This window comes from Sulfitobacter sp. 15WGC (genome assembly GCF_005068605.1).
Classification (GTDB): domain Bacteria; phylum Pseudomonadota; class Alphaproteobacteria; order Rhodobacterales; family Rhodobacteraceae; genus Sulfitobacter; species Sulfitobacter faviae.
Genome location: NZ_SZNL01000002.1, coordinates 21,337 through 44,446, shown reverse-complemented (window position 1 = coordinate 44,446; position 23,110 = coordinate 21,337). Strand labels below are relative to the sequence as shown.

Here is a 23,110-nt window from a genome sequence, read left to right as displayed (position 1 = left end):
TCTGCCGCGCCGCTGGCAGATGAACGGGTCGCTGAACGAGGGCGATACCGATACCTACTATGGCGGTGGGCGTGAAGGCTTTACCGATTACCCGACGCTGGAACAGGCCGAAGCCTGACCGATCAGGCGCCCGTGCGGCGCCCCTGTCTTACGACGCGTGCAATTGGGGCGAATTCACCCCATCGCGCGCTTGCCTCCACCCCGCCGAAGCGCGATGATGGCGGCCGAATAGCCCGCAAGGGATTGAAACAGGCGGACGGGATGCACACATGTCCTGTCCAGAAGAGGGGATGTCAGAGGCCGCCTATGACAGGGGCCCGGATGTCTTGCTAAGATAAGGAATTGAGCATGTTAGAGCCACTGAACGCATCCTACCCGGTGCTTCCGCTGCGCGACATCGTCGTGTTTCCCCACATGATCGTGCCGCTTTTCGTTGGCCGCGAGAAATCCGTCCGCGCCCTTGAAGAGGTGATGGCGGACGATAAACAAATCCTGCTGTCGAGCCAGATCGACCCCGCCGAGGATGATCCCGACACATCCGGCATCTACAAGGCCGGTGTGCTGGCCAATGTGCTGCAACTGCTGAAACTGCCCGACGGTACCGTGAAAGTGCTGGTCGAAGGGCAGGCGCGGGTGCGCATCACCGAATACCTCGAGAACGACAACTTCTTTGAGGCCCGCGCCGAGTATCTGACCGAGATGCCGGGTGACGCGGCTACCACGCAAGCGCTGCTGCGCACCGTGGCCGATGAGTTCGAGCGCTACGCCAAGGTCAAGAAGAACGTCCCCGAGGAAGCGCTTGCCGCCGTTGGCGAAAGCGCCGAGCCCGCGCGTCTGGCCGATCTCGTGGCCGGTCACCTCGGTATCGAGGTCGAGCAGAAGCAGGACTTGCTGGAAACGCTGAGCATCTCCGAGCGGCTTGAGAAGGTTTACGGCCTGATGCAGGGCGAGATGTCCGTGCTGCAGGTCGAGAAGAAGATCAAGACCCGCGTGAAGTCCCAGATGGAGCGGACGCAGCGCGAATACTATTTGAACGAACAGATGAAGGCGATCCAGCAGGAGTTGGGCGACGGCGAAGACGGCAAGAACGAGGTTGCCGAGCTCGAAGCCAAGATCGCCGAAACCAAGTTGAGCAAGGAAGCCCGCGAAAAGGCCGAGGCCGAGCTGAAGAAGCTCAAGAACATGTCGCCCATGTCGGCCGAAGCCACCGTGGTGCGCAACTACCTCGACTGGATGCTGTCGATCCCGTGGGGCGTGAAATCCCGCGTGAAGAAAGACTTGGGCCGCGCGCAAAAGGTGCTGGATGACGATCACTATGGCCTCGAAAAGGTCAAGGAACGCATCGTCGAGTATCTCGCCGTGCAGCAACGCTCGACCAAGATGAAAGGCCCGATCATGTGCCTCGTCGGCCCTCCGGGCGTCGGCAAGACCTCACTTGGCAAATCGGTCGCCAAGGCTACGGGGCGCGAGTTCATCCGCATCTCGCTCGGCGGCGTGCGCGACGAATCCGAGATCCGCGGCCACCGTCGGACCTACATCGGCTCCATGCCCGGCAAGATCATCCAGGCGCTGAAGAAGGCCAAGACCACGAACCCGCTTATCCTGCTCGATGAAATCGACAAGATGGGTCAGGACTTCCGCGGCGACCCGGCTTCGGCCATGCTCGAAGTGCTCGACCCGGAACAGAACGGCACCTTCGTGGACCACTATCTCGAAGTGGAATACGACCTGTCGAACGTGATGTTCCTGACCACCTCGAACAGCTACAACATGCCCGGGCCGCTTCTGGACCGGATGGAGATCATTCCGCTCTCGGGCTACACCGAGGACGAAAAGCGCGAGATCGCCAAGCAGCATCTGGTGCAGAAGCAGATCAAGAACCACGGACTGAAGAAGAACGAGTTCGAGATCGAGGATTCGGCCCTCACCGGCATGATCCGCTACTACACCCGCGAGGCCGGCGTGCGGAATCTTGAGCGTGAGATCGCTAAGGTGGCGCGTAAGTCGCTGACCAAGATCGTCAAGAAGGAGGCTGAGAGCGTCACTGTCACTGGCGACAACCTCGAAGAGTTCCTCGGCGTGCGCAAGCACCGCTTCGGCTTGGCCGAGGAGAAGGACCAGATCGGCGTTGTGACCGGGCTGGCCTATACCTCCGTCGGCGGTGAGCTTCTGAGCATCGAAGCGCTGCGCCTGCCGGGCAAGGGCCGGATGAAGACCACCGGCAAGCTCGGCGACGTGATGAAGGAAAGCATCGACGCGGCGAGTTCCTACGTCCGGTCGATCTCTCCGCAGATCGGGATCAAACCGCCGAAGTTCGACACGTTGGACATCCACGTGCACGTGCCGGACGGCGCTACGCCAAAGGACGGCCCCTCGGCCGGTCTGGCGATGGTGACCTCGATCGTCTCGGTGCTGACGCAGATCCCGGTGCGGCGTGACATCGCCATGACCGGCGAGGTCAGCTTGCGCGGTAACGCCATGCCGATCGGCGGATTGAAGGAGAAACTTCTCGCGGCCCTGCGCGGCGGCATCACCACGGTGCTGATCCCCAAGGAGAACGAGAAGGACCTGCCGGACATCCCCGACAACGTCAAAGAGGGGCTGACCATCATCCCGGTGGGCCATGTCTCGGAAGTCTTGGAGCATGCGCTGGTGAGCAAGCCGAAGGCGATCGATTGGGACGAAGCCGCCCAAGAGGCCGCCGAAGCCGCCGCGATGAAGGCCCGTGCCGCAGGCGTGGACGCCACGACCACGCATTAAGGCGAGCAGCCTGTCAAAATGTCATGAACGCGCGCCTTCCGGGGCGCGCGTTTTTCGTATCCACTGTGGGGCAGGGCCCGCCGCATCTCGCGACAGTTTTTGCGCCGAACCCTCTTGCAAGCCGCGCCGCAATTGGCTACTTCGCCCCGCAAGGGTGATTAGCTCAGTGGTAGAGCGCTTCGTTCACATCGAAGATGTCAGGAGTTCAAATCTCTTATCACCCACCATTTTCCCCTAATTCGCGTTAGATGAGTTGGCTGCCTCGAGCCTGCGCTCATGTCCCATGGCTTGCCTTCTCTGCGTCGGAGTGATCCTTATCCCCATCGGCCCATACCACGGGCACCACGGGCGGAGAGAACATGTCGGCACATCCTAAAATCTGGTTCCTACGCCACGGGCAGACCGAGTGGAATCGCGCGTTTCGTCTGCAAGGGCATCTCGATTCACCGCTGACCGATCAGGGCATCGCCGAGGCCGAGCGGCAAGCGCAGATCATGCCCTCGATCCTTGCACAAAAGCCGGATATCCTCGTCTCTCCGCTTGGCCGGGCGCAACAGACGGCGCGGACTGCGTTGAATGGGGCCGCTTTCCAGACGGATGCGCGATTGATGGAGATACACGCGGGCGATTGGCAGGGGGCAACCCGGGATGAGATATTCGCCGCGTACCCCGACCTCGCGGCCCGCGACCCGGCCCCCTTGGAGATCTACGCCGCCGCGCCGGGCGGGGAGGGGCTGGCGGCCTTTCGCGCGCGGATTCGGGCGGTGCTCGACAGTTTGATCGCGCCCACGGTGCTGGTCGCCCACAGGCTCTGGGGGCAGGTGCTTCGGGCAGAGGTCTGCGGCGTCGCTCCGGCAGAGGCCGGTCGGCTCAGCAACCGGCAAGGCTGCGTCTATCTGTTGGAGAACGGAAGCGAGCGCATCTTGGAAGCCCCCGCATGAGTCGTTACCCGACGCTCTATATCCTGCGCCATGGGGAGACGGAGTGGAACCTCGCCAATCGGCTCCAAGGGCATTTCGATTCCCCGCTGACCGAGCGGGGGCGGGAACAGGCCGCGGCGCAGAATGCGATTCTGAAACGCTGCGATCTGACGGGGTTCTCGGCGCTCAGCAGCCCGCAGGGGCGAGCGGTGGTCACAGCCGAAATCGCGCTGGCGGGGACGGGGCTAAAGGCTGCGCCTGATCCCCGTTTGGGGGAGATCGGCATCGGCGCTTGGGCCGGAATGTCGCGCGAGACGTTGCTGCGCCAAACCCCCGCCGCGCGTGATTCCTACGATCTTTACGAACACGCCCCCGAGGGCGAGGGATTCGCGGCGCTGCACAAGCGCTGCCAGCGCTTTCTGGACGGCCTGACCGGCCCCCATGTGCTGATCACCCACGGCATCACATCGCGCATGTTGCGCCTTATTTTACTGGGTCGCACGCCCGCCGCGCTGCGGGAGATGCAAGGCGGGCAGGGGGTGGTTTTCCGTCTTAAGAACGGCCAGCAAGAAAGGCTGACATTATAGGCTTGAAGCCCGCCCCCACCTTGGGCTATCAGGTCCAAGTCGGGTCGTTAGCTCAGTTGGTAGAGCGCTTCGTTTACACCGAAGATGTCGGGAGTTCGAGCCTCTCACGACCCACCATCCCTCCAACCTATTTATTTGGATCAACCGGCTGCCCCAGTGGTGAGCCCGACCGACGCCCGTCCGCTGCGCGGTCAGTCTGGGTCGGGAGTTCGAGGCTGTCGCGACCGTCCCGTTTAGAGATTGATATTGGGCCATCTCCCGGATTTCCCACGCAGCGTCACAGTATTCCAGACTGCGGCCTTCGTCAGTCCCGACCATGGGGCGGCCAAGTAGAAGCGGCCCGATCCCTCCGGGAAAACCACCCGATTTTCGGCCTCAAACCCAGCCCATCAAGCGCCCCCAGAACAACTTACAAAAATCTCACATTTTCGCGCAAACCGCGCTTGACGGCGGCGCGCCCTCACCATAGAACACGCAAACGCTCCGGGGCGACCTGGAGAGTGCAGCGGGCGGTTGTAGCTCAGTTGGTTAGAGTACCGGCCTGTCACGCCGGGGGTCGCGGGTTCGAGCCCCGTCAACCGCGCCACCGCTGCCTGAAAAGGGGACCTCTCTGAGGTCCCTTTTTTCATTTCCAATCCCCTTAAAATGCCGCGCAAAAACTTCTTTTGAGAAAGCGCATTTTCTCGCGCGAATGCGCTTGACGCCCCGCGCCCCGTGGCCTATTCCGCCCACATCGCGCGGTTGTAGCTCAGTTGGTTAGAGTACCGGCCTGTCACGCCGGGGGTCGCGGGTTCGAGCCCCGTCAACCGCGCCACTTTCCCCCTCTATTTCGTAACGTGCAGGCGCTAAGCCCTAGTTCGCGCAGGCTTATTCAGCCCTGCCTCTTGAGGCTCAACCAATGGAATAGGTGGCGACCGGGCAGGCCCGATCGCCAATCTGCTCAGGTCAGCGCATCAATGATGCGCGCCCAGGAGCGGATGCCTTTGTGAAAACTCTCCATGTCGTATTTCTCGTTCGGGGAGTGGATTTGATCGTCATCCTTGCCGAAACCGATCAGCATCGGCTCGGTCCCGAGAATCTTCTGAAAATGCCCGGCAATCGGAATCGAGCCACCACAGCCGATATAGGCCGCAGGCACCTGCCATTCGTCGCTCAGCGCTTGGCGGGCGGGTTCGAACATCGCATGGCCAATGTCCACCCCCGAGGCTTGGCTGGCGCCGTGGCCTGAGAATTCGACCGTGCAGTCTTCGGGCAGCATCTCAGCCACCATCTTGCGGAAGTTCTCACGGATGGCGAGCGGGTCCTGCGTGCCGACGAGGCGGAAGCTGATCTTGGCATGCGCCTCGGAGGGCAGCACCGTTTTAAAGCCATCGCCGGTATAGCCGCCCCAGATGCCGTTGACCTCACAAGTCGGGCGCGACCAGATCATCTCAAGCGGGGTGCGGTCCTGCTCGCCCGCCGGTTTGCTGAGACCCACGTCGCCGAGGAAGGCGCTATGGTCAAAGGCGAGGCCCTGCCACTGCGCTTCCAGATCCTCGGGCAGGTCCGGCACGCCGTCATAGAAGTCGGGGATGGTGATGCGGCCTTCGTCGTCATGCAGCGCGGCGATCACCTTGCTTAGCGCGCGGATCGGGTTCATCGAAATGCCGCCATACATGCCCGAATGCAGGTCTTTCGACGGCGCAGTGACGGTCAGCTCTTCGCCCAAAAGCCCACGCAGCATGGTGACGATGGCGGGGGTCTTGCTTTCGAACAGCCCGGTGTCGCAGATCATCGCCACATCGGCTTTCAATTCCTCCGCGTTCTCCTCCATAAATGGGACGAGGGAGGGGGAGCCGGATTCCTCTTCGCCTTCGAGGAAGAAGGTGATGCGGCAGGGCCAATCGCCTTTCACCTCTTTCCACGCGCGCAGGGCTTCGATGATGGTCATCAACTGGCCCTTGTCGTCGGCGGCCCCGCGGCCCCGGATCACGCGGCCCTTCTCCGTCTCCTCAACCGCCGGATCGAAGGGATCGCGGTCCCAAAGGTTCAGCGGGTCGACCGGCTGCACGTCATAGTGGCCATAGAACAGCAGATGCGGCTTGCCTTCGCCCACATGGCCCACGACCATCGGATGCCCCGGTGTGGCGCGTTTTTCGGCGTCGACGCCCATGGATGTAAGGTCGGCCACCAGCCAATCGGCGGCGCGGTCGCAATCGGCCTTATAGGCCGGATCGGTCGAGATTGACGGGATGCGCAGCAGGTCCAACAGACGGTCGGTGGCGGCGGGCAGATCGTTGTCGATCCGGGCGAGAACATCGTCGAGGGACATGGGTATAATTCCTTGCGCTTGTGAATTTGGCGCGAAGGTATCAGGCGGGGAGGGCGTGTCCAGTGGCCGCAGGTCCAGCGTTCAGAAGGTAAGCGAGAGGCGGCTGCCCTCGGGGGTAAGCTGGCTGTCGACCTGCGCATTCAACTGCGACGCCGCCGCCGCCATCAAGGTCTGCCCAATGCTGTCGGCCCGCCCTTTGCCCTCGTTCGCGGCCCCGATGCCATCGTCTTTGCACTCAAGGTGGAAATGCCCGTCCCGCAGGCTGAGGTCGATTTCGATATGGCCGGGCGTGCCATCCGGGAAGGCGTGTTTGATGGAATTGGCGGCAAACTCGCTAATGATCAGCCCCAAGGACGAAGCCGTGCTGGATCGTAGGGTCACAGGGTCCGACCGGTAGCTGATTTTGACATGCCCCGGTGCGGTTTCCTGCAAAAGCTCCAGGACCCTGTCGAGGTATTTGCCCGCATCGACCTCATCGCGCCCCTGTCCGGTTTGCAGCTCCCCATGCAGGGTTGCCATGGCGTTGACCCGGCGCTGAATGCCGTTCAGCACATTGACCGTGGTCGTGTCCTCCAATTGCCGGGTGTGCAGCCGAACCATGGCCGACAGTGTCTGGAGCGAATTTTTGACCCGGTGGTCGGCCTCGCTCATCAGAACGGCTTGGCTGCGCAGGGAAAGGCGCAGGTCGAGCTGTTTCATCACCTGACGGGATAAGACAGAGATCGCCTTACGTTGCAGCGCGGTCAGCCTGCGGGGTTTGGTGTCGAGGATGCACAGCGTGCCAAGCGGCAGCCCGTTGGACGCAATCAGCAGGGCACCTGCATAAAACCGCAGCCCGTCGCCTGCGGTGCAGAGCGGGTTGTCGGCCATGCGCGGGTCTTTCAGCGTGTCGGGAATTTCGACAAAGAGCTCTTCCAGAATCGCATGAGAGCAGAGCGAGGTTTCGAGCGGCGTCTCTCGCGCACCCAGACCCACTTCGGCCTTGAACCACTGGCGGTCCTTGTCGATCAGGTTGATCACTGAAATCGGCGCGTCACAGATCTCAGCCGCAAGCTCGACGATCTCGTCGAACTCCTCCTCGCGCGGGGTGTCGAGAATCTCGTAATTATACAGCGTCCGCAGGCGCTGGTCCTGCTGGGGATGTGGATTGGCGCGCAAAACAAACTGCCCTTTCTGGGTTGGTCCTTTGGAAACATGAAAGCGGCTGGCAATACAAGCGAACAATCTTAAATCGAGCGTAGAACGCGCAGCGCCTGCGACAGTTCGCCCCGCAAAGGGGCCGGGATAAGAGATTGAAGCTTCGGCTTTGGATCTGTAATCATTCTAAAAGCTGAATATGGAGGGGCCTCCTCCTGTTCGCGCCAAAAGATGGAGACGCGCATGGACTATAACGAGAAGCTCGACGCGGCGATTGCGCGCCTGCATGACGAAGGACGCTACCGGACCTTCATCGACATCGAGCGTCGCAATGGTCAGTTCCCCCATGCCGTCTGGACCAAACCCGACGGGTCGCAGCAGGATATCACCGTTTGGTGCGGCAACGACTATCTGGGCATGGGGCAGAACCCCGTGGTGATCGAAGCCATGGAAGAAGCGCTGCGCGCCACTGGCGCAGGCTCTGGCGGGACGCGCAACATCTCGGGCACGACGGTCTATCACAAGCAGCTAGAGGCCGAACTGGCCGATTTGCATGGCAAGGAAGCGGCGCTGCTGTTCACCTCGGCCTATATCGCCAATGATGCCACGCTCTCGACCCTGCCCAAGCTGTTTCCGGGGCTGATCATCTATTCCGACGCGCTGAACCATGCCTCCATGATCGAAGGCGTGCGCCGCAATGGCGGGGCCAAGCGTATTTTCCGCCACAACGATGTCGCCCATCTGCGCGAATTGATGGAAGCGGATGACCCTGCCGCGCCCAAGCTGATCGCCTTTGAATCGATCTATTCGATGGACGGCGATTTCGGCCCCATCGAAGAGATCTGCGATCTGGCGGATGAATTCGGCGCGCTCACCTATATCGACGAGGTGCACGCGGTTGGCATGTACGGCCCGCGCGGGGCAGGGGTCGCCGAGCGTGACCGGCTGATGCACCGGCTCGACATCATCAACGGCACGCTGGCCAAAGCCTACGGCGTGATGGGCGGCTATATCGCCGCCTCGGCCAAGATGTGCGACGCGATCCGCTCCTATGCGCCGGGGTTCATCTTTACCACCTCGCTGCCGCCTGCCGTGGCTGCCGGGGCTGCGGCCTCGGTCGCCTATCTCAAACGCGCGCCCGAGCTGCGAGAGAAACACCAGCAGCAGGCCAAGGCGTTGAAGCTGCGGCTGAAGGGGCTGGGCCTGCCGATCATCGATCATGGCAGCCACATCGTGCCCGTCATGGTGGGCAACCCGGTGCACACCAAGCTTCTGTCGGACATGCTGCTCGAAGATCACGGCATCTATGTTCAGCCCATCAACTTCCCCACCGTGCCGCGCGGCACGGAGCGGTTGCGCTTCACGCCTTCGCCAGTCCATGGGCCCAAAGAGATGGACGCGCTTGTCCGGGGGATGGACGTGCTTTGGTCGCATTGTGCGCTGAATCGTGCCGAAGCTGCGGGCTAACGCAGCGCTATTCGTGTTTTCCGTTGTCTTGTGGTAGCCTTTTGTCAAGAAAAGGCTACATCCGAATCGTTGGGGCGTGTTTGGATCAAAGCTACAGGCTAACAGGGACAGGGCATATTGATGATCGGGCGATGGGCCTCCAGAACCGCTGAGGACGAAACAGTCGAACCCAAAGGGTTCGATGCATTCGAATTGCGGTTGGGGGATGTCATGCGCGGCGAACGGGCCACGCTTGGTAAATCCCTGCTCGACGTGCAGCGCGAATTGCGCATCAAAGCCTCCTATATCGCCGCTATCGAAAACTGTGATCCCGGCGCATTTGACACCCCCGGCTTCATCGCGGGCTATGTGCGCTCCTACGCGCGCTACCTCAATATGGACCCCGATCAGGCCTTTGCCGCCTTCTGCAAGGAATCCGGTTTCGCCGTGGCCCATGGCATGTCCGCCGAAGCCTCCGTCGTCAAAAAGCCGAGCTTTGAGGAACGCCGCAAGTCCCCGAAGGAAGACGATCTTTTCGCCCGGCCCAACACGCCCTTCGTGCCCACGGGAGACGGGTTGCTCAGCCGGATTGAGCCGGGGGCGGTTGGCTCTTCGCTGGTGCTGATCGCGTTGATCTCGGCCATTGGTTTTGGCGGCTGGACCGTGCTGAAAGAGGTGCAGCGCGTGCAGGTGGCCCCGGTGGATCAGACCCCGATCGTGCTTTCCGATCTCGATCCGCTGGATGGGGCGCTGGCCAGCGCGCCTGACGCAGAAGACGATTCCGCCGCGCCGAAAAGCGTGGAAAGCCCCCGGGCCGAGGCGCTGGACCGGCTTTATCGCCCACAAGCGCTTGACGTGCCGGTGCTGGTGGCGCGTGACGCGCCGATTGCTTCCATCGACCCGCGCTCTGTCAGCAATTTCCCGACGCCGGACCGCCCCGATACCGCCGCGCAAGGCACCGTGGTCGCCGAGGCGGCGGAGGGTGATGACAGCATCACCAGCGCCATCGACGAGGCGGTGATGCTCGCCAATGCCGATACGGACTTGCCCAAACCACAGGTTGTGGAGCCTTTGGGAGAGAAAGTGCGCATGGTCGCCGCTTACCCCTCATGGGTGCGGGTGCGGGCGGCTGACGGTACAGTGATTTTCGAAGGCGTGATGAACAAGGGCGACACATGGGATGTCCCCGTTACCGAAGAGCCGCCCTCCCTTCGGACGGGCGAATCCGGTGCGCTTTATTTCGCCATGGCGGATGGCTGTTTCGGCCCCGTGGGGCCGCGTGGGGCGGTGACCTCCAACGTGCCGCTCCACGCGCAGGCGCTGGCCGAGCTTTATGAGCCGGTCGATCCGACGGCGGAGCAATCGCTCAGCCGGATGTTTGCCGATCTCGAAGACTCGCTCGACCCCTCCGCTCTGGCGGCGATGCCCTGTCAGGGCAGCTAAACCCGCGGGCCGCCGCTTCCCATTGCACATGAGGCCCCGGCTGAATAGGTAGGGGCCATAGCCCCTGATCCCGCGAAAGGTGTCTTCATGTCGCTTCATTCCATTCGCCCTTGGCGCGATATTCCGCGTCGCAAGTCCCGGCAGATCATGGTGGGCAATGTGCCGGTGGGCGGTGATGCGCCGATCACCGTGCAGACCATGACGAATACGCTGACCACCGATGTCGCCGCCACCATCGCACAGGTCCAAGCCGCCGCCGACGCGGGCGCCGATATCGTGCGCGTCTCGGTCCCGGATGAGGACTCCTCCAAAGCCCTGCGTGAGATCGTTCCCGAAGTATCGGTGCCCATCGTTGCGGACATCCACTTTCACTACAAGCGCGGGATTGAAGCCGCCGAGGCCGGTGCCGCTTGTCTGCGCATCAACCCGGGCAACATCGGCGATGAAAAGCGGGTGCGCGAGGTCATCAAAGCCGCCCGGGACCACAATTGCTCAATCCGCATCGGCGTGAACGCGGGCTCGCTGGAGCGGCATTTGCTGGAGAAATACGGCGAGCCATGCCCCGATGCGATGGTCGAAAGCGGGCTGGATCACATCAAAATCCTGCAAGACAACGATTTCCACGAGTTCAAGATTTCCTGCAAAGCCTCGGACGTCTTCATGGCCGCGGCGGCCTACCAACAGCTCGCCGATGCCACCGACGCGCCCATCCACCTTGGCATCACCGAGGCGGGCGGGCTGATGTCGGGCACGATCAAATCGGCCATCGGTCTGGGCAACCTTTTGTGGAGCGGTATCGGTGATACGATCCGCGTTTCCCTCTCCGCCGATCCGGTGGAAGAGGTGAAGGTCGGTTATGAGATTCTCAAATCCCTCGGGCTGCGGCACCGTGGGGTGAACATCATCTCCTGCCCCTCCTGCGCACGGCAGGGGTTCGACGTGATCAAAACCGTTGAGACCTTGGAGAAACGGCTGGAGCATATCAAGACGCCGATGAGCCTGTCGATCATCGGCTGCGTGGTGAACGGCCCCGGCGAGGCGCTGATGACCGATGTGGGCTTTACCGGTGGCGGGGCCGGGTCTGGCATGGTCTATCTGGCGGGCAAACAAAGCCATAAGCTCGGCAATGAAGGTATGATTGATCATATTGTCGAGCAGGTTGAGGAACGCGCGGCGCAGATTGAGGCTGAGGCGGTGAAGGCGGCTGAGTAGGTTGGGGGCTGGTCCGCTTGGGCTGCGTTGGTTGAGAGGCTGCGCAGAGGTATTTTTAAAAGGATGAAGATGAGGGGGAAGCGCGTGAGCCGGGAGGTTGGCGCGCTTTGTCTTTTGGAGGAAGTTTTTATTAATCAGTGGGTTGGGGGGGGGCGTCTTCACCTTGTTTGGGGTGAGATGTTTTTCGAGGACGATGGGGGGCATGTGGCCGTTGAGGATCATTTCGGGCAGCACGTAGAAGGGGGCGTCGGTGAGCCCTAGGGCGGCGGCCAGCGGGCGGGCTGGGGGTGGCTGAGATCGTGTTGGATGAAGGTGATGTCGTAACGCTTTGTGATTGCGGTCAATTCTTTGGCGGCGGCAGCGCAGGTCTCGCAGTCTACTGCGGTGGAAAGCGCGATGGGGTGGCCTGCCAGAAGGTCAGGAGCGAGCTGTTCGAGCAGAGACAGGTCGTTTTGGATATGCCGTTGCATCTGCGTTGGGCCGGCCAGCGCTTTGGCGATGACATCGCCATTGGCGACGATCGCGGCGCGGAGTTCGGTTTCAAACGCATCACGCGCGGTCGGTTCATCGGCCCCGGCGGGCTGGGCCAGCGCGAGCGCGGCCAAGACTGCCGGGGCGCGCATTTTTAGCCGCGCTTTTCTTCCACCAGTGCCATCATTTGATCATAGGGCAGGTAGCCGCGCAGCATTTCGTCTTGCATGACGAAGGTGGGGGTGCCGGTGATTTGCAGCTTTTGGGCCAGCGCGCGGGTTTGGGCGATCTCTTGCGTGACCGCGTCGCTGTCCATCTCGGCCTCGATCGCTGCGACATCCAGATCGAAGCTTTCGCCCAAGCGGCGCAGGGCGGGGAGGGTGACCGCTCCGTTGAAGGCCATCAGCGCATCGTTCAGTTGTTTGTAAGCGTCATCGCCCGCGACCTGTTTGGTCGCCACGGCAAAGCGCGAGGCCAGCAGCGATTGCTCGCCAAGGATCGGGAACTCTTTGACGATCAGTTTGATGTTGCCGTCCGTTTCCAGCAGTTTGGCCACTTCGCCATGGGCGCGTTTGCAGTAGCCGCAGCGGTAGTCGAGGAATTCGACCAGCGTGATGTCCCCCTCCGGGTTGCCGCCGACCCAAGAGTAGCCATCGTCGAAAATCTCATCGGCATTGGCCGAGACCAGATCGAAATCCGCCTGCATCTGCGCTTGGGCCTGACGGTTTTGCATCTGCTCCACCGCTTGCAGGATGACTTCGGGGTTTTCCATCAGATAGGCGCGGACCTCGGCCCGGAACTGCGCGCGTTCGGCGTCCGTAAGCTCGGTCAGGTCCATCGCCCCGGCGGGAGCGGCAAGGGTGACTGCGCTGGCAAGGGCGGGGGCGAGGAGGCGGGCGAACATGGGCGGTCCTTTCGGTAAAGCTGCGAAATAGGGGCCAAGGGTTGACGCCCGGCATCAGGCGCGGTGAAAGCACATGCCGACAGTAGGAGCAAGCCCATGCGCAATTCAACCAGGTCCGCCGTTGATCCCTTTATCGTGATGGACGTGATGCAGGCCGCCAGCGCCGCCGAGGAGGCGGGCCGTCACATCATTCATATGGAAGTTGGCCAGCCCGGCACAGGCGCGCCGAAGGGGGCGGCTCAGGCGCTGACCAAGGCGATGAGTGAGGGGGCTTTGGGCTATACCGTGGCGCTTGGCCTGCCTGCTTTGCGCGCGCGGATCGCGCAGATGTATGGCGAATGGTATAACGTCGATCTCGATCCGGCGCGGGTGGTGATTACCCCCGGATCCTCGGGCGGGTTTTTGCTGGCTTTTACTGCGCTCTTCGATTCCGGGGATCGGGTGGGCATCGGGGCGCCGGGCTATCCCAGCTACCGTCAGATCCTGCGCGCCTTGGGGATGCAGCCCGTCGATCTGCCCGCCGCGCCGGAGAACAGATATCAGCCAGTCGCGGCGGATTTCGCAGGGCAAGACCTGCGCGGTTTGCTCGTGGCCTCCCCTGCCAATCCTTCGGGCACGATGCTCGACCGACCCGCCTTGACGGCGCTGACGGAGGCTTGTGCGGCCAATGACATGTCCTTCATTTCGGATGAGATTTATCACGGCATCGAATATGACAAGAAGGCCGTAACCGCGCTGGAGGTCACCGATGACTGCTATGTGATCAACTCCTTCTCGAAGTATTTCTCGATGACCGGCTGGCGCGTGGGTTGGATGGTGGTGCCCGAGGATCAGGTGCGCGTGGTCGAGCGGATCGCGCAGAACATGTTCATCTGCGCGCCCCATGCCAGCCAGATCGCCGCGCTGGCGGCGATGGACTGTGACGACGAATTGCAGGCCAATCTCGCGGCCTACCGCCGCAATCGCGACCTGATGATCACCGGTTTGCAAGAGGCGGGGTTTACCGACATCGCGCCGCCCGATGGGGCGTTTTACGTCTATGCCGATGTTTCGCGCTTTACCGATGACAGCCGCGCCTTTGCGGCGGAAATTCTGGAGAAGGCTGGCGTCGCCGTGACCCCCGGGCTCGATTTCGACCCGGCGCGGGGGCATAAGACGCTGCGCTTTTCCTATGCGCGCAGCACGGCGGATATGGAGGAGGGCATCGCCCGGCTCAAAGCCTTCATGGCGGCGCGCTGAGCGCTGGTTTGGCCGCGCGGCAGGTGATAGAAGGGCGAAAACGGGCAGGGTGATCGATCATGCGGGCAATCTTTAGGGGACTGGCAGTCTTGTTGGCCTGTGCGGGGCCGGTCACCGTCGCGGCGCAGGAGTTGACGGCGCTGGCACGGGTCGATCCGGTTGAGAGCGCGGTGAGTGATCGCTGGTTCGGCAAGACCGATTTGACCGTGGCGCTGAGCCAGGGCGTGCCTTTCCGGGTTTTTCTGCTGGATGATCCCGCCCGCCTGATCGTCGATTTCCGCGAGGCGGATTGGTCGAATGTCGCCCGGGGGGATCTGTTGGTAAAACCGGGCCGTATCTCGGCTCTCCGGTTTGGTGCGTTTCAACCCGGTTGGTCGCGTCTGGTGGCGGATCTGGCCGAGCCGATGGTTCCAGCTGAGATTGGCATGCCTGTGGATGCAAGCAGCGCCAAGGCGCGGCTTGAGATTACCTTGGAGACGGTTGAACCTGCGACCTTTGCCAAGGCCGCAGGCGCGCCGGTGGACCCTGATTGGACCACCGCGCTCACCGCGCCGCCGAAACCTGAGGCGGCAGACAAGGACAGTTTCACCGTCGTTCTGGACCCCGGCCACGGCGGCATTGACCCCGGTGCGCAGCGCGAGGGGTTGGACGAGAAAGACCTGATGCTCAACTTCGCCCGCGACCTGCGCGATGCGCTGCGGCGCAAGGGCGTGGATGTCTTGCTGACCCGGGATGAGGATATTTTCGTCGCCTTAGAGCACCGGGTCGCCATCGCCCATCAGGCCGAAGCGGATCTTTTCATCTCGCTCCATGCCGACAGCCTGTCGCAGGGCGGGGCCAGCGGGGCGACGGTCTATACCCTTTCCGACGATGCCAGCGATGTGGCGACCGAACATCTCGCGGCGCGGCATGACCGGTCTGACATCATCGCGGGGGCGGATTTGACCGGCTCGGATGATCAGGTGGCGGGCATCCTGCTGGATCTTGCCCGGCAAGAGACCGAGCCGCGCTCGGATGCGCTGGCCGAGATTCTGGTCGATGGCATGGGCGCAGCGGGCGGGCCGTTGAACAGCCGGCCCCTGCGGCGGGCGGGTTTCTCGGTCTTGAAGTCCGCCGATATTCCTTCAGTTTTGGTCGAAGTGGGGTTCCTGAGTTCCAAGCGCGATCTGACCAATCTGCGTGATCCGGTGTGGCGGGCATCGATGGTGAGCGCGATGGCGGATGCGATCGTGACGTGGCGTGATCAGGATGCGGCGCTCAAGTCATTGATCAGAAAGTAAAATAAAAAGATGTGGCTGCTTTCGCGATGGGCGAAGATTCGCCCCCGCTGGCGGCCATGTGTTTTGACCCGCGCCAGCGCATCCTGTATAGGCTCGGAACTGTCCTTAGCCAATGGTGGTCCGCGCGCGTGTTTCGATTTGTTCTGTCCTTTTTCGGGGGGATCTTTACCACCCTGACCCTGAGCGTCGGCATGGTGGCGTTGACCATCGGGGCGGTGTTCTGGATGTATGGCCGGGATTTGCCCAGCCACGAGTCGCTGGCGCAATACACGCCGCCAACGATCAGCCGGATTTACTCGGGCCAAGGCCGTTTGATCGACGAATTCGCCAAGGAACGCCGCCTTTTCGCCCCGGCCAATACCATTCCGGATCTGGTGAAACAGGCCTTCATCTCGGCAGAGGACAAGAACTTCTACACCCATGAGGGCTATGACCTGCGCGGCATCGGTGCGGCGGCGGTGGATGCGGTCAAATCGCGCGGGCGCGACGTGCGCGGGGCCTCGACGATCACCCAGCAGGTGATGAAGAACTTCCTGTTGTCGGGCGACCGCCGGGCCGAGCGTAAGATCAAGGAGATCATCCTTGCCTCGCGCCTTGAGGAGACCTTGAGCAAAGAGAAAATCCTCGAGCTCTATCTGAACGAGATTTTCCTCGGCCAGAACTCCTATGGCGTGGCTGCGGCGAGCCAGACGTATTTCAACAAGACGCTGAGCGAGCTGGCCCCGCATGAGGCGGCCTTCCTCGCCTCGCTGCCCAAGGCGCCCTCGGATTACCACCCGGTGCGTCGCAAGGACCGGCTGCTGGCGCGGCGGAACTTCGTGCTGCGGGAGATGAAAGAGAACGGCTATATCTCGGAAGCGGTCTATGAAACCGAAGTGGCGCAGCCGCTGCGCTCGGTCCAGAACGGCGATTTCGAAAGCTTCAAGGCCGAACTGCCGCCGCGGGATTACTTCACCGACGAAATTCGCCGCCAGTTGAGCGAAGATTTCGGCGAGGGGGAGTTCTTTACCGGTGGTCTGACCGTGCGCGCGACCATCGACAACGAGATGCAGCCTATCGCCGCCAACGCCCTGCGCCGTCAGCTGGAGCAATATGACCGCGGGCGGGGCATCTGGCGCGGGACGCGTTTTGAGATCCCCGCCGATCAACTGGACAGTGAAGAGGAATGGCGCGCCGCGCTGGCGGACTTGCGGGTGCCGCGTGACATCGATCTGGAGAACCAGTGGTATCCGGCGGTGGTGCTTGAAGTCGGCAGCAATGACGCCCGCATCGGGATCGAAGGCGTCGAGGATGACGAAGACGGCCACTGGATCCCGGCCAAAGACGTGCAATGGGCGCGCAAGCGGCTGGACGACGGATCCCTCGGGCGCAAGGCTCAGGTGGCGGGCGACCTGCTTGAGGTGGGTGAGGTCGTCTTGGTCCGTCGCATGACATCGGACAGCGACGGCTCTTTCATCCGCTGGACATTGCGGCAGGTGCCGGAAGTGCAGGGCGGTTTCGTCGCGATGGACGTGCACACGGGCCGCGTGATCGCGATGCAGGGCGGCTTTTCCTATCAGGCGAGCGTGTTCAACCGGGCCACACAGGCCAAGCGCCAGCCGGGGTCGAGCTTCAAGCCCTTTGTCTATGCCTCCGCGCTCGACAGCGGCTATAGCCCCGCGACCATCGTGGTCGACGCCCCGATTGAGATCAACACGCCGCAGGGCGTTTGGCGCCCGCAGAACGCGTCCCATAAGTTTTACGGGCCGACGCCTTTGCGCACCGGGATCGAACAGTCGCGCAACCTGATGACCATCCGTCTGGCTCAGGAAGTCGGCATGGATGTGGTCGGCAGCTATGCGGAGCGTTTCGGGGTTTACGACGACCTTGCGCCCTTGCTGTCAAACGCGCTCGGCAGTCAGGAAACCACGCTGTATCAAATGGTTTCGGCCTATGCGATGTTCGCCAATGGCGGTGAGCGGGTGCAGCCCACTTTGGTCGACCGGGTGCAAGACCGTTATGGCCGCACCGTCTACAAACATGATGAGCGCAAATGCTACGACTGTGAGCAGATCAACCTCGCCCCCGGCGAGGCGCCGCGGATCATTTCCAACCGCGAGCGGGTGATGGACCCGGTGACCGCCTATCAGCTGACCTCCATGATGCGGGGCGTGGTTGAGCGTGGCACGGCGCGCAATGCGGTGAACCTGCCGGTGCCGATCGCGGGCAAGACAGGCACCACCAACGATGAGAAAGACGCGTGGTTCGTGGGCTTTTCCTCCAACGTGGTGGCGGGCTGCTACATCGGTTTCGACACCCCGCGCCCGATGGGCCGGGGCGCGGGGGGCGGGCGGCTCTGCGCGCCCGTGTTCCAACGCTTCATGAGCCAAGCGATCAAGAAATACGGCGGCGGTGACTTCGCAGTCCCCGACCAGTGCCGCTTTATCAAGATCGACCGTTTCACCGGCGCGCGGCTGAGCGACAGCGCCACCGGCGCCAATGTCGTGTCGGAATGTTTCCGCGATGGCGAAGAGCCGCTCTTTGGCATCTCTTTCGATGGCGGCTTTGCGATGGGGGCGGACCTGCCGCTCGTCGAAGAACTGGGCGGCTCCTCTTCGCGTGAGGTCACCACATCGACCGGCAAGAAAGCCACCGTCGGCCCCAAGGCGAGCTTTGGCACGCTGAGCTCCGGCGGTCTTTACTAATCAGGCCGAATGGGGCGGGGCAAAGCTGCGCTTTGCCGCCCCCACTTGCCGCCGCTGGCGGGCTGGTCTATCTCTCGTGCGGCTCCGGTTTTCGGGGCCGCATTACTTATCAAAGGCAGGCACACATGCGCGCAGAGGCACAGAATACCGCGGACCAGATCAGCAAATCGCTGGAATTGCTGGCCCAGCGACTGGATGTGGAGACCGCGCCCTACCGGCTGGAAGAATTCAACGCCCGCGTCGAAGACCCGAACCTTTGGGACAACCCCGATGCGGCGCAAAAGCTGATGCGCGAGCGTCAGTCGCTGGTCGATGCCATCGACACCTATGAGGGCATCAAACAGGAGTTGGCCGACAATCTCGAACTGATCGAACTGGGCGAGATGGAAGAGGACGAAGAGGTCATCTCTGACGCCGAAGCCGCGTTAAAGGCGCTGGCCGAAAAGGCCGCGCAGAAAGAACTCGAAGCGCTGCTGAACGGTGAGGCCGACAGCAACGACACCTTCCTTGAGATCAATGCAGGCGCAGGCGGCACGGAAAGCTGCGATTGGGCCAGCATGCTGGCGCGGATGTATGTCCGCTGGGCCGAGAAGAAGGGCTATAAGGTCGATCTTCAGGCCGAAAGCCCCGGTGACGAGGCTGGCATCAAATCCGCGACCTATAAGATTGAAGGCCATAACGCCTATGGCTGGCTGAAGTCCGAAAGCGGCGTGCACCGTCTGGTGCGCATTTCGCCCTTCGACTCGGCAGCCAAGCGGCACACCTCCTTCACCTCCGTGAAGGTCTACCCGGTGGTCGACGACAATATCGAGATCGAGGTGAACCCCTCCGATATTCGCATCGATACCTACCGGTCCTCCGGCGCGGGCGGTCAGCACGTCAACACCACCGACTCGGCGGTGCGGATCACCCACCACCCCACGGGCATTGTCGTGACCTCTTCGGAGAAGTCGCAGCACCAGAACCGCGACATCGCCATGAAAGCGCTGAAATCGCGGCTCTATCAGATGGAGTTGGACAAGCGCTCGGCGCTGGTGAACGAGGCGCATGAGAACGCAGGTGACGCGGGCTGGGGCAACCAGATCCGCTCCTACGTTCTGCAGCCCTATCAGATGGTCAAAGACCTGCGCACCAATTACGAGACCTCGGACACCAAAGGCGTGCTCGACGGCGATCTCGACGGGCTGATGGGGGCGACGCTGGCGCTGGCGGTCTCGGGCAAAAGCCGGGCCGAGGCGCAGGGCGACTGAGCCCATGACGTCCCCTTCATGGAATGACAGTGATCAATAGGGGGCATGATGGAATTGCTAAATTGGGACGCCTCAGAACTGTCTGAGGCACTGGCCGCGCGAAAGATCTCCGCGGTCGAGTTGATGCAGGCGACATTGGCCCGGATCGAGGCGGTGAACGGCAGGGTGAATGCCGTCGTCTCCCTCCGCGACAGCGACGCTTTGCTGGCCGAGGCTGAGGCCGCCGACGCGGCCCCGCGCAAGGGCTGGCTGCACGGCATTCCCATGGCGATCAAGGATTTGGCGGATGCAGAGGGGCTGCCCACCTCGCAGGGCTCGCCGCTGTTCGGCGCGGCCCCGGCCACGCGGGATCACCCGGCGGTCGCGCGGCTTCGCGCCGCCGGTGCGATTGTGTTCGGCAAGACCAACACCCCGGAATTCGGCCTTGGCAGCCATACGTTCAACCCGGTGCATGGGGCGACCTGCAACCCCTATGACCTTGGCCGCTCGGCTGGCGGCTCCTCTGGCGGCGCGGCGGCGGCGCTGGCGGCGCGGATGGTGGCCGTGGCCGATGGCTCCGACATGATGGGCTCCCTGCGCAATCCGGCGGGGTGGAACAACGTCTACGGCATGCGGCCCAGCTGGGGCACGGTGCCTTCGGGCAATGACGGCGATCTGTTTCTGCACCAGCTTTCGACCTTAGGCCCGATGGCGCGCAGCCCGCGCGACCTTGCCGCCCTGCTGGACGTGATGACGGGCTATGATCCGCGCGAACCGCTGACCCGCACCACCCCCGATGCAGCACCGCAGATCGACGCGGCGCTGGCCCCCCAGCGGATCGGCTGGCTGGGCGACTGGGGCGGTGCCTTTCCCTGTGCGCCGGGGATCATCGACCATAGCGAAGCGGCGCTGAAGCGCTTGGCCGACCTTGGCCATACGGTCACGCCCTTGGCGGCACCCTTTGATGCGGAGGCCATGTGGGAAAGCTGGATCACCCTGCGGTCCTTTGCCGTGGCGGCGTCTCTCGGGGCGATCTATGACGACCCCGCTCGGCGCGAGGGGCTGAAACCTGCCGCGCAGTGGGAGGTCGCGCGGGGGCAGGGGTTCTCGGCCACCGATATCCAACGCGCCAGTAGCATCCGCTCCGATTGGTTCCGGGCGGCGGATGCTCTTTTTGAGGACGTCGATGTGCTGGTGCTGCCCTCGGCGCAGGTCTGGCCCTTTGCGGTCGAACAGGTGCACCCGACTGAGATCGACGGCCAGCCGTTGGACACCTATCACCGTTGGATGCAGGTGGTAGTCCCGGCCAGCCTGATCGGCCTGCCGGTGGTCAACATCCCCGCGGGTTTTGATGCGCGCGGTCTGCCCTTGGGGCTGCAACTGATCGGCAGGCGCGGCAGGGACGCGCGTCTGTTGCAATTGGCCCAAGGTTGGCATGAGGCGACGGGCTATCCGCAGGCGCAGCCGCCCCAGCTTTAGCGGGGCTCAGTTAAACGGCGCGTCGGGCTGAAGCAGGCGGCGGTGGTAGGGCATCAGCGCGTCGATGTCGGTGAACCCCGCCTGCCGCGCGGCGGGCAGCACGGTTTTGGGGTCTCTGCCGATATACTCATAGGTCAGCCGGGTCACCCGCGTGCCCGCGGCGCTTTCGGGGGCGGTGCGGGTGACGTACCCAACCCAAAAGTTGTTCTCGAACGAGGCGACGCGGTTGAGGTAGTTGAACGATCCCGTCAGCGTCCGGCGCCGGGACACGACGATGGAAACGCCATTCTCTTGCCGTGAGACGATGCCGCGATATTCCCGCGCCATCGGGTTGGTCGGCAGCTCTTGTGCGCGCAGCGATGGCGCGCTCTCATAGCCGCGCAGGAAGGTGTTGCTGCCATGGCGCGTGATAAAAACCACGCCGGTCACGAACCTGTCCTGATCCAGAAAAGACCGCCGCGCGAAACGGTAAAAACCGCTTGGGAAATCCGCCTCGGGCACGTTCTGAACCCCGGTGCCCAAAAAGTCGCGCAGGAAGCTGTTGTTGATCGGATCTTGGTTCAGGGAAATCTCGGTCACGGGCTCCAGCAGCACCCGCGCGTCGATCTCGAAAAAGCGGCAGATCCGGGCCAGCACATCGGGCCGGGGGAAGCTTTCGCCCGAGAGGTAGCGGTTGAACTGCGTGCGATTGATGCCAAGCTGCCGGGCAAGGTCAGAGATCGAGGGGTAATCCGCTGCCAACTGGCGCAGATTGGCGCCGAACATGCTACGAAGTTCAGAGGGGGAGCGGTTGGGAGCGGACATGCAGCCTCGTTCTGATTTACGTCGCGGCCTTAGAATAAAAGCCGTTATGGCCAGATGGTTAATAGACTGACGCGAAGGCGCGTCAAAGCTGACGCTGATTTGTAGCTGACCCTACTGGAACCGACACAAAATGCAAGCGGACGTTGCATTTTAACCTATGTTGCACCCCTTTCGATTGTCGCAGAATGGAGAACAAACATCGAAAGCGGGGTGTACTATGATTGGTGTAGTTCTGTGGAGCGATAATAGCGCCGGAAAAGCAGTTTTCTGGTGCGAAGATCAAGGCGATCTTGCCTATTACGAAGAGCCGGCGATCCGTGTCGGGCAGGGGGCGGGGTTTGACACGGGTGATATGGTGCAGTTCGACGTCTCAGTGCATCGCAAGCTGCGTATCGCAGACAACCCCCGGCTGGTTCAGGAGAAAGCGGCTTCGCATCTGCCCGAGGCGCTGCGTCACGATAGCCCTTTGGCGGCAGAGTCGGAGACAGAGGGAAAGCGCCAGCAAGGCGCCCAGATCATTCCCTTTACCGCCAAGCCCGGACCGCGCCAATTCCGCGCGGCCCAACTGAAAGCCTAAACGCCCCGCGTGTCAGACACCACGGGCGAGGGCGGCCACGCCCGTGCGGGCGACATCAGCCAGCCCCAGCGGGCGCATCAACTCGGCGAAAGCGTCAATTTTGTCCGGCGCGCCAGTGATCTCGAACACAAAGCTTTCGAGCGTGCTGTCGACCACATTGGCGCGGAAGATATCCGCCAGCCGCAATGCTTCGACCCGATGCTCGCCCTTGCCGACGACTTTGAAAATCGCCAGTTCCCGTTCCACGCTCGGCCCTTCGACGGTGAGGTCATGCACCTCATGCACCGGCACGATGCGACCAACCTGCGCCTTGATCTGCTCGATCACCTGCGGCGTGCCGCTGGTGACGATGGTGATGCGCGACAGATGCCCGGTGTGGTCCACCTCGGCCACAGTCAGACTGTCGATGTTATACCCCCGGCCCGAGAACAGGCCAATCACCCGCGCCAGCGCGCCGGGCTCGTTCTCGACCAGCACGGCCAGCGTGTGTTTTTCAACCACATCCGAGAAGTTGGGCCGTAGGTTATAGGCGGAATGCGAGGTCGCACCTTTTTTTGATTTTTAGGGCAGCCATGTCTTCGTCCTTCTTCATCTTCGCCGGAAATTTGAAAAATTTCCGGGACGTTT

The 23,110-nt window shown here is 62.5% G+C and carries 18 protein-coding genes and 4 tRNA genes; 16 read left to right on the top strand and 6 right to left on the bottom strand.

Features of this window, described 5'->3' with window-relative positions; all coding sequences use genetic code 11:
- Positions 1-348 precede the first annotated feature (348 nt).
- From lon to FCK22_RS01715, 7 genes are all read left to right on the top strand, one after another.
- Positions 349-2,760, top strand: a complete 2,412-nt coding sequence (gene lon / locus FCK22_RS01745; RefSeq protein WP_067265032.1) for an endopeptidase La — start codon at positions 349-351, stop codon at positions 2,758-2,760.
- Positions 2,761-2,912: 152 nt separating this feature from the next.
- Positions 2,913-2,987: transfer RNA gene (locus FCK22_RS01740), tRNA-Val, on the top strand.
- Between the two features lie 132 nt (positions 2,988-3,119).
- Positions 3,120-3,701 (top strand): histidine phosphatase family protein, encoded by a 582-nt coding sequence (locus FCK22_RS01735; RefSeq protein ID WP_067265035.1) that lies wholly within the window; start codon positions 3,120-3,122, stop codon positions 3,699-3,701.
- On the top strand, positions 3,698-4,267 hold the full coding sequence (locus FCK22_RS01730; protein WP_136720159.1) for a histidine phosphatase family protein: 570 nt from the start codon (positions 3,698-3,700) through the stop codon (positions 4,265-4,267). Before FCK22_RS01735 ends, FCK22_RS01730 begins: the two co-directional genes overlap by 4 nt.
- 41 nt (positions 4,268-4,308) lie before the next feature.
- Positions 4,309-4,384: transfer RNA gene (locus FCK22_RS01725), tRNA-Val, on the top strand.
- 392 nt (positions 4,385-4,776) lie between these two features.
- Positions 4,777-4,853 (top strand) — tRNA-Asp (locus FCK22_RS01720).
- A 151-nt stretch (positions 4,854-5,004) separates the two neighbouring features.
- Positions 5,005-5,081, top strand: a tRNA-Asp gene (locus FCK22_RS01715).
- 126 nt (positions 5,082-5,207) lie between these two features.
- Here FCK22_RS01715 and FCK22_RS01710 read toward each other — a convergent pair.
- Positions 5,208-6,578 (bottom strand): M20/M25/M40 family metallo-hydrolase, encoded by a 1,371-nt coding sequence (locus tag FCK22_RS01710; protein WP_067265040.1) that lies wholly within the window; start codon positions 6,576-6,578, stop codon positions 5,208-5,210.
- An 81-nt stretch (positions 6,579-6,659) separates the two neighbouring features.
- The gene (locus tag FCK22_RS01705) at positions 6,660-7,736 is read right to left on the bottom strand and encodes a histidine kinase dimerization/phosphoacceptor domain -containing protein (RefSeq protein ID WP_067265042.1); all 1,077 of its coding nucleotides are present in this window, start codon (positions 7,734-7,736) and stop codon (positions 6,660-6,662) included.
- Between the two features lie 222 nt (positions 7,737-7,958).
- Between FCK22_RS01705 and hemA the strand changes: the two genes are divergently transcribed.
- From hemA to ispG, 3 genes are all read left to right on the top strand, one after another.
- Positions 7,959-9,182 (top strand): 5-aminolevulinate synthase, encoded by a 1,224-nt coding sequence (gene hemA / locus FCK22_RS01700; RefSeq protein WP_067265045.1) that lies wholly within the window; start codon positions 7,959-7,961, stop codon positions 9,180-9,182.
- A gap of 120 nt (positions 9,183-9,302) precedes the next feature.
- Positions 9,303-10,604, top strand: coding sequence for a RodZ domain-containing protein (locus FCK22_RS01695; protein WP_067265048.1), 1,302 nt, complete (start codon positions 9,303-9,305; stop codon positions 10,602-10,604).
- 87 nt (positions 10,605-10,691) lie between these two features.
- Positions 10,692-11,816, top strand: a complete 1,125-nt coding sequence (gene ispG / locus FCK22_RS01690) for a flavodoxin-dependent (E)-4-hydroxy-3-methylbut-2-enyl-diphosphate synthase (RefSeq protein WP_067265051.1) — start codon at positions 10,692-10,694, stop codon at positions 11,814-11,816.
- Positions 11,817-12,073: 257 nt separating this feature from the next.
- On the opposite strand, the gene FCK22_RS01685 is transcribed toward ispG, so the two are convergent.
- Positions 12,074-12,439 carry a hypothetical protein gene (locus FCK22_RS01685; RefSeq protein WP_136720157.1) on the bottom strand — a complete coding sequence of 122 codons (366 nt, stop codon included), beginning with the start codon at positions 12,437-12,439 and terminating at the stop codon, positions 12,074-12,076.
- Positions 12,440-12,441: 2 nt separating this feature from the next.
- Positions 12,442-13,191, bottom strand: a complete 750-nt coding sequence (locus tag FCK22_RS01680) for a DsbA family protein (RefSeq protein WP_067268652.1) — start codon at positions 13,189-13,191, stop codon at positions 12,442-12,444.
- Positions 13,192-13,287: 96 nt separating this feature from the next.
- Here FCK22_RS01680 and FCK22_RS01675 point away from each other — a divergent pair, with 96 nt between their 5' ends.
- The 5 genes from FCK22_RS01675 (at position 13,288) to FCK22_RS01655 (ending at position 21,102) form a co-directional block, all read left to right on the top strand.
- Positions 13,288-14,430, top strand: coding sequence for an aminotransferase class I/II-fold pyridoxal phosphate-dependent enzyme (locus FCK22_RS01675; protein WP_067268653.1), 1,143 nt, complete (start codon positions 13,288-13,290; stop codon positions 14,428-14,430).
- Between the two features lie 59 nt (positions 14,431-14,489).
- On the top strand, positions 14,490-15,710 hold the full coding sequence (locus tag FCK22_RS01670; protein ID WP_067268655.1) for an N-acetylmuramoyl-L-alanine amidase: 1,221 nt from the start codon (positions 14,490-14,492) through the stop codon (positions 15,708-15,710).
- 128 nt (positions 15,711-15,838) lie between these two features.
- A complete protein-coding gene (locus FCK22_RS01665; RefSeq protein WP_067268680.1) occupies positions 15,839-18,394 on the top strand; it encodes a penicillin-binding protein 1A in 2,556 nt (851 codons plus the stop codon).
- A 125-nt stretch (positions 18,395-18,519) separates the two neighbouring features.
- The gene (gene prfB, locus FCK22_RS01660) at positions 18,520-19,644 is read left to right on the top strand and encodes a peptide chain release factor 2 (protein ID WP_067268656.1); all 1,125 of its coding nucleotides are present in this window, start codon (positions 18,520-18,522) and stop codon (positions 19,642-19,644) included.
- Positions 19,645-19,692: 48 nt separating this feature from the next.
- Positions 19,693-21,102, top strand: coding sequence for an amidase (locus tag FCK22_RS01655; RefSeq protein WP_067268682.1), 1,410 nt, complete (start codon positions 19,693-19,695; stop codon positions 21,100-21,102).
- A gap of 6 nt (positions 21,103-21,108) precedes the next feature.
- Here FCK22_RS01655 and FCK22_RS01650 read toward each other — a convergent pair whose 3' ends face one another.
- Positions 21,109-21,906: a helix-turn-helix transcriptional regulator gene (locus FCK22_RS01650; protein WP_169306045.1), complete on the bottom strand. Its 798-nt coding sequence runs from the start codon at positions 21,904-21,906 to the stop codon at positions 21,109-21,111.
- A 217-nt stretch (positions 21,907-22,123) separates the two neighbouring features.
- On the opposite strand from FCK22_RS01650, the gene FCK22_RS01645 reads away from it, so the two are divergent.
- Positions 22,124-22,483, top strand: a complete 360-nt coding sequence (locus FCK22_RS01645) for a hypothetical protein (protein WP_067268660.1) — start codon at positions 22,124-22,126, stop codon at positions 22,481-22,483.
- A 12-nt stretch (positions 22,484-22,495) separates the two neighbouring features.
- Here FCK22_RS01645 and ilvN read toward each other — a convergent pair whose 3' ends face one another.
- Entirely contained in the window at positions 22,496-22,984 is a 489-nt protein-coding gene (gene ilvN / locus FCK22_RS01640; RefSeq protein WP_248646408.1) for an acetolactate synthase small subunit, read from the bottom strand.
- Positions 22,985-23,110: the final 126 nt, after the last annotated feature.

What these genes read in the sequence shown, in the direction of transcription:
- FCK22_RS01670 (WP_067268655.1), top strand. Translation starts at nt 14,490, where the DNA reads ATGCGGGCAATCTTTAGGGGACTGGCAGTCTTGTTGGCCTGTGCGGGG.
- FCK22_RS01675 (WP_067268653.1), top strand. Translation starts at nt 13,288, where the DNA reads ATGCGCAATTCAACCAGGTCCGCCGTTGATCCCTTTATCGTGATGGAC.
- FCK22_RS01730 (WP_136720159.1), top strand. Translation starts at nt 3,698, where the DNA reads ATGAGTCGTTACCCGACGCTCTATATCCTGCGCCATGGGGAGACGGAG.
- FCK22_RS01710 (WP_067265040.1), bottom strand. Translation starts at nt 6,578, where the DNA reads ATGTCCCTCGACGATGTTCTCGCCCGGATCGACAACGATCTGCCCGCC.
- FCK22_RS01735 (WP_067265035.1), top strand. Translation starts at nt 3,120, where the DNA reads ATGTCGGCACATCCTAAAATCTGGTTCCTACGCCACGGGCAGACCGAG.
- FCK22_RS01650 (WP_169306045.1), bottom strand. Translation starts at nt 21,906, where the DNA reads ATGTCCGCTCCCAACCGCTCCCCCTCTGAACTTCGTAGCATGTTCGGC.
- FCK22_RS01680 (WP_067268652.1), bottom strand. Translation starts at nt 13,191, where the DNA reads ATGTTCGCCCGCCTCCTCGCCCCCGCCCTTGCCAGCGCAGTCACCCTT.
- hemA (WP_067265045.1), top strand. Translation starts at nt 7,959, where the DNA reads ATGGACTATAACGAGAAGCTCGACGCGGCGATTGCGCGCCTGCATGAC.
- FCK22_RS01685 (WP_136720157.1), bottom strand. Translation starts at nt 12,439, where the DNA reads ATGCGCGCCCCGGCAGTCTTGGCCGCGCTCGCGCTGGCCCAGCCCGCC.
- FCK22_RS01645 (WP_067268660.1), top strand. Translation starts at nt 22,124, where the DNA reads ATGATTGGTGTAGTTCTGTGGAGCGATAATAGCGCCGGAAAAGCAGTT.
- ispG (WP_067265051.1), top strand. Translation starts at nt 10,692, where the DNA reads ATGTCGCTTCATTCCATTCGCCCTTGGCGCGATATTCCGCGTCGCAAG.
- FCK22_RS01655 (WP_067268682.1), top strand. Translation starts at nt 19,693, where the DNA reads ATGGAATTGCTAAATTGGGACGCCTCAGAACTGTCTGAGGCACTGGCC.
- lon (WP_067265032.1), top strand. Translation starts at nt 349, where the DNA reads ATGTTAGAGCCACTGAACGCATCCTACCCGGTGCTTCCGCTGCGCGAC.
- FCK22_RS01695 (WP_067265048.1), top strand. Translation starts at nt 9,303, where the DNA reads ATGATCGGGCGATGGGCCTCCAGAACCGCTGAGGACGAAACAGTCGAA.
- prfB (WP_067268656.1), top strand. Translation starts at nt 18,520, where the DNA reads ATGCGCGCAGAGGCACAGAATACCGCGGACCAGATCAGCAAATCGCTG.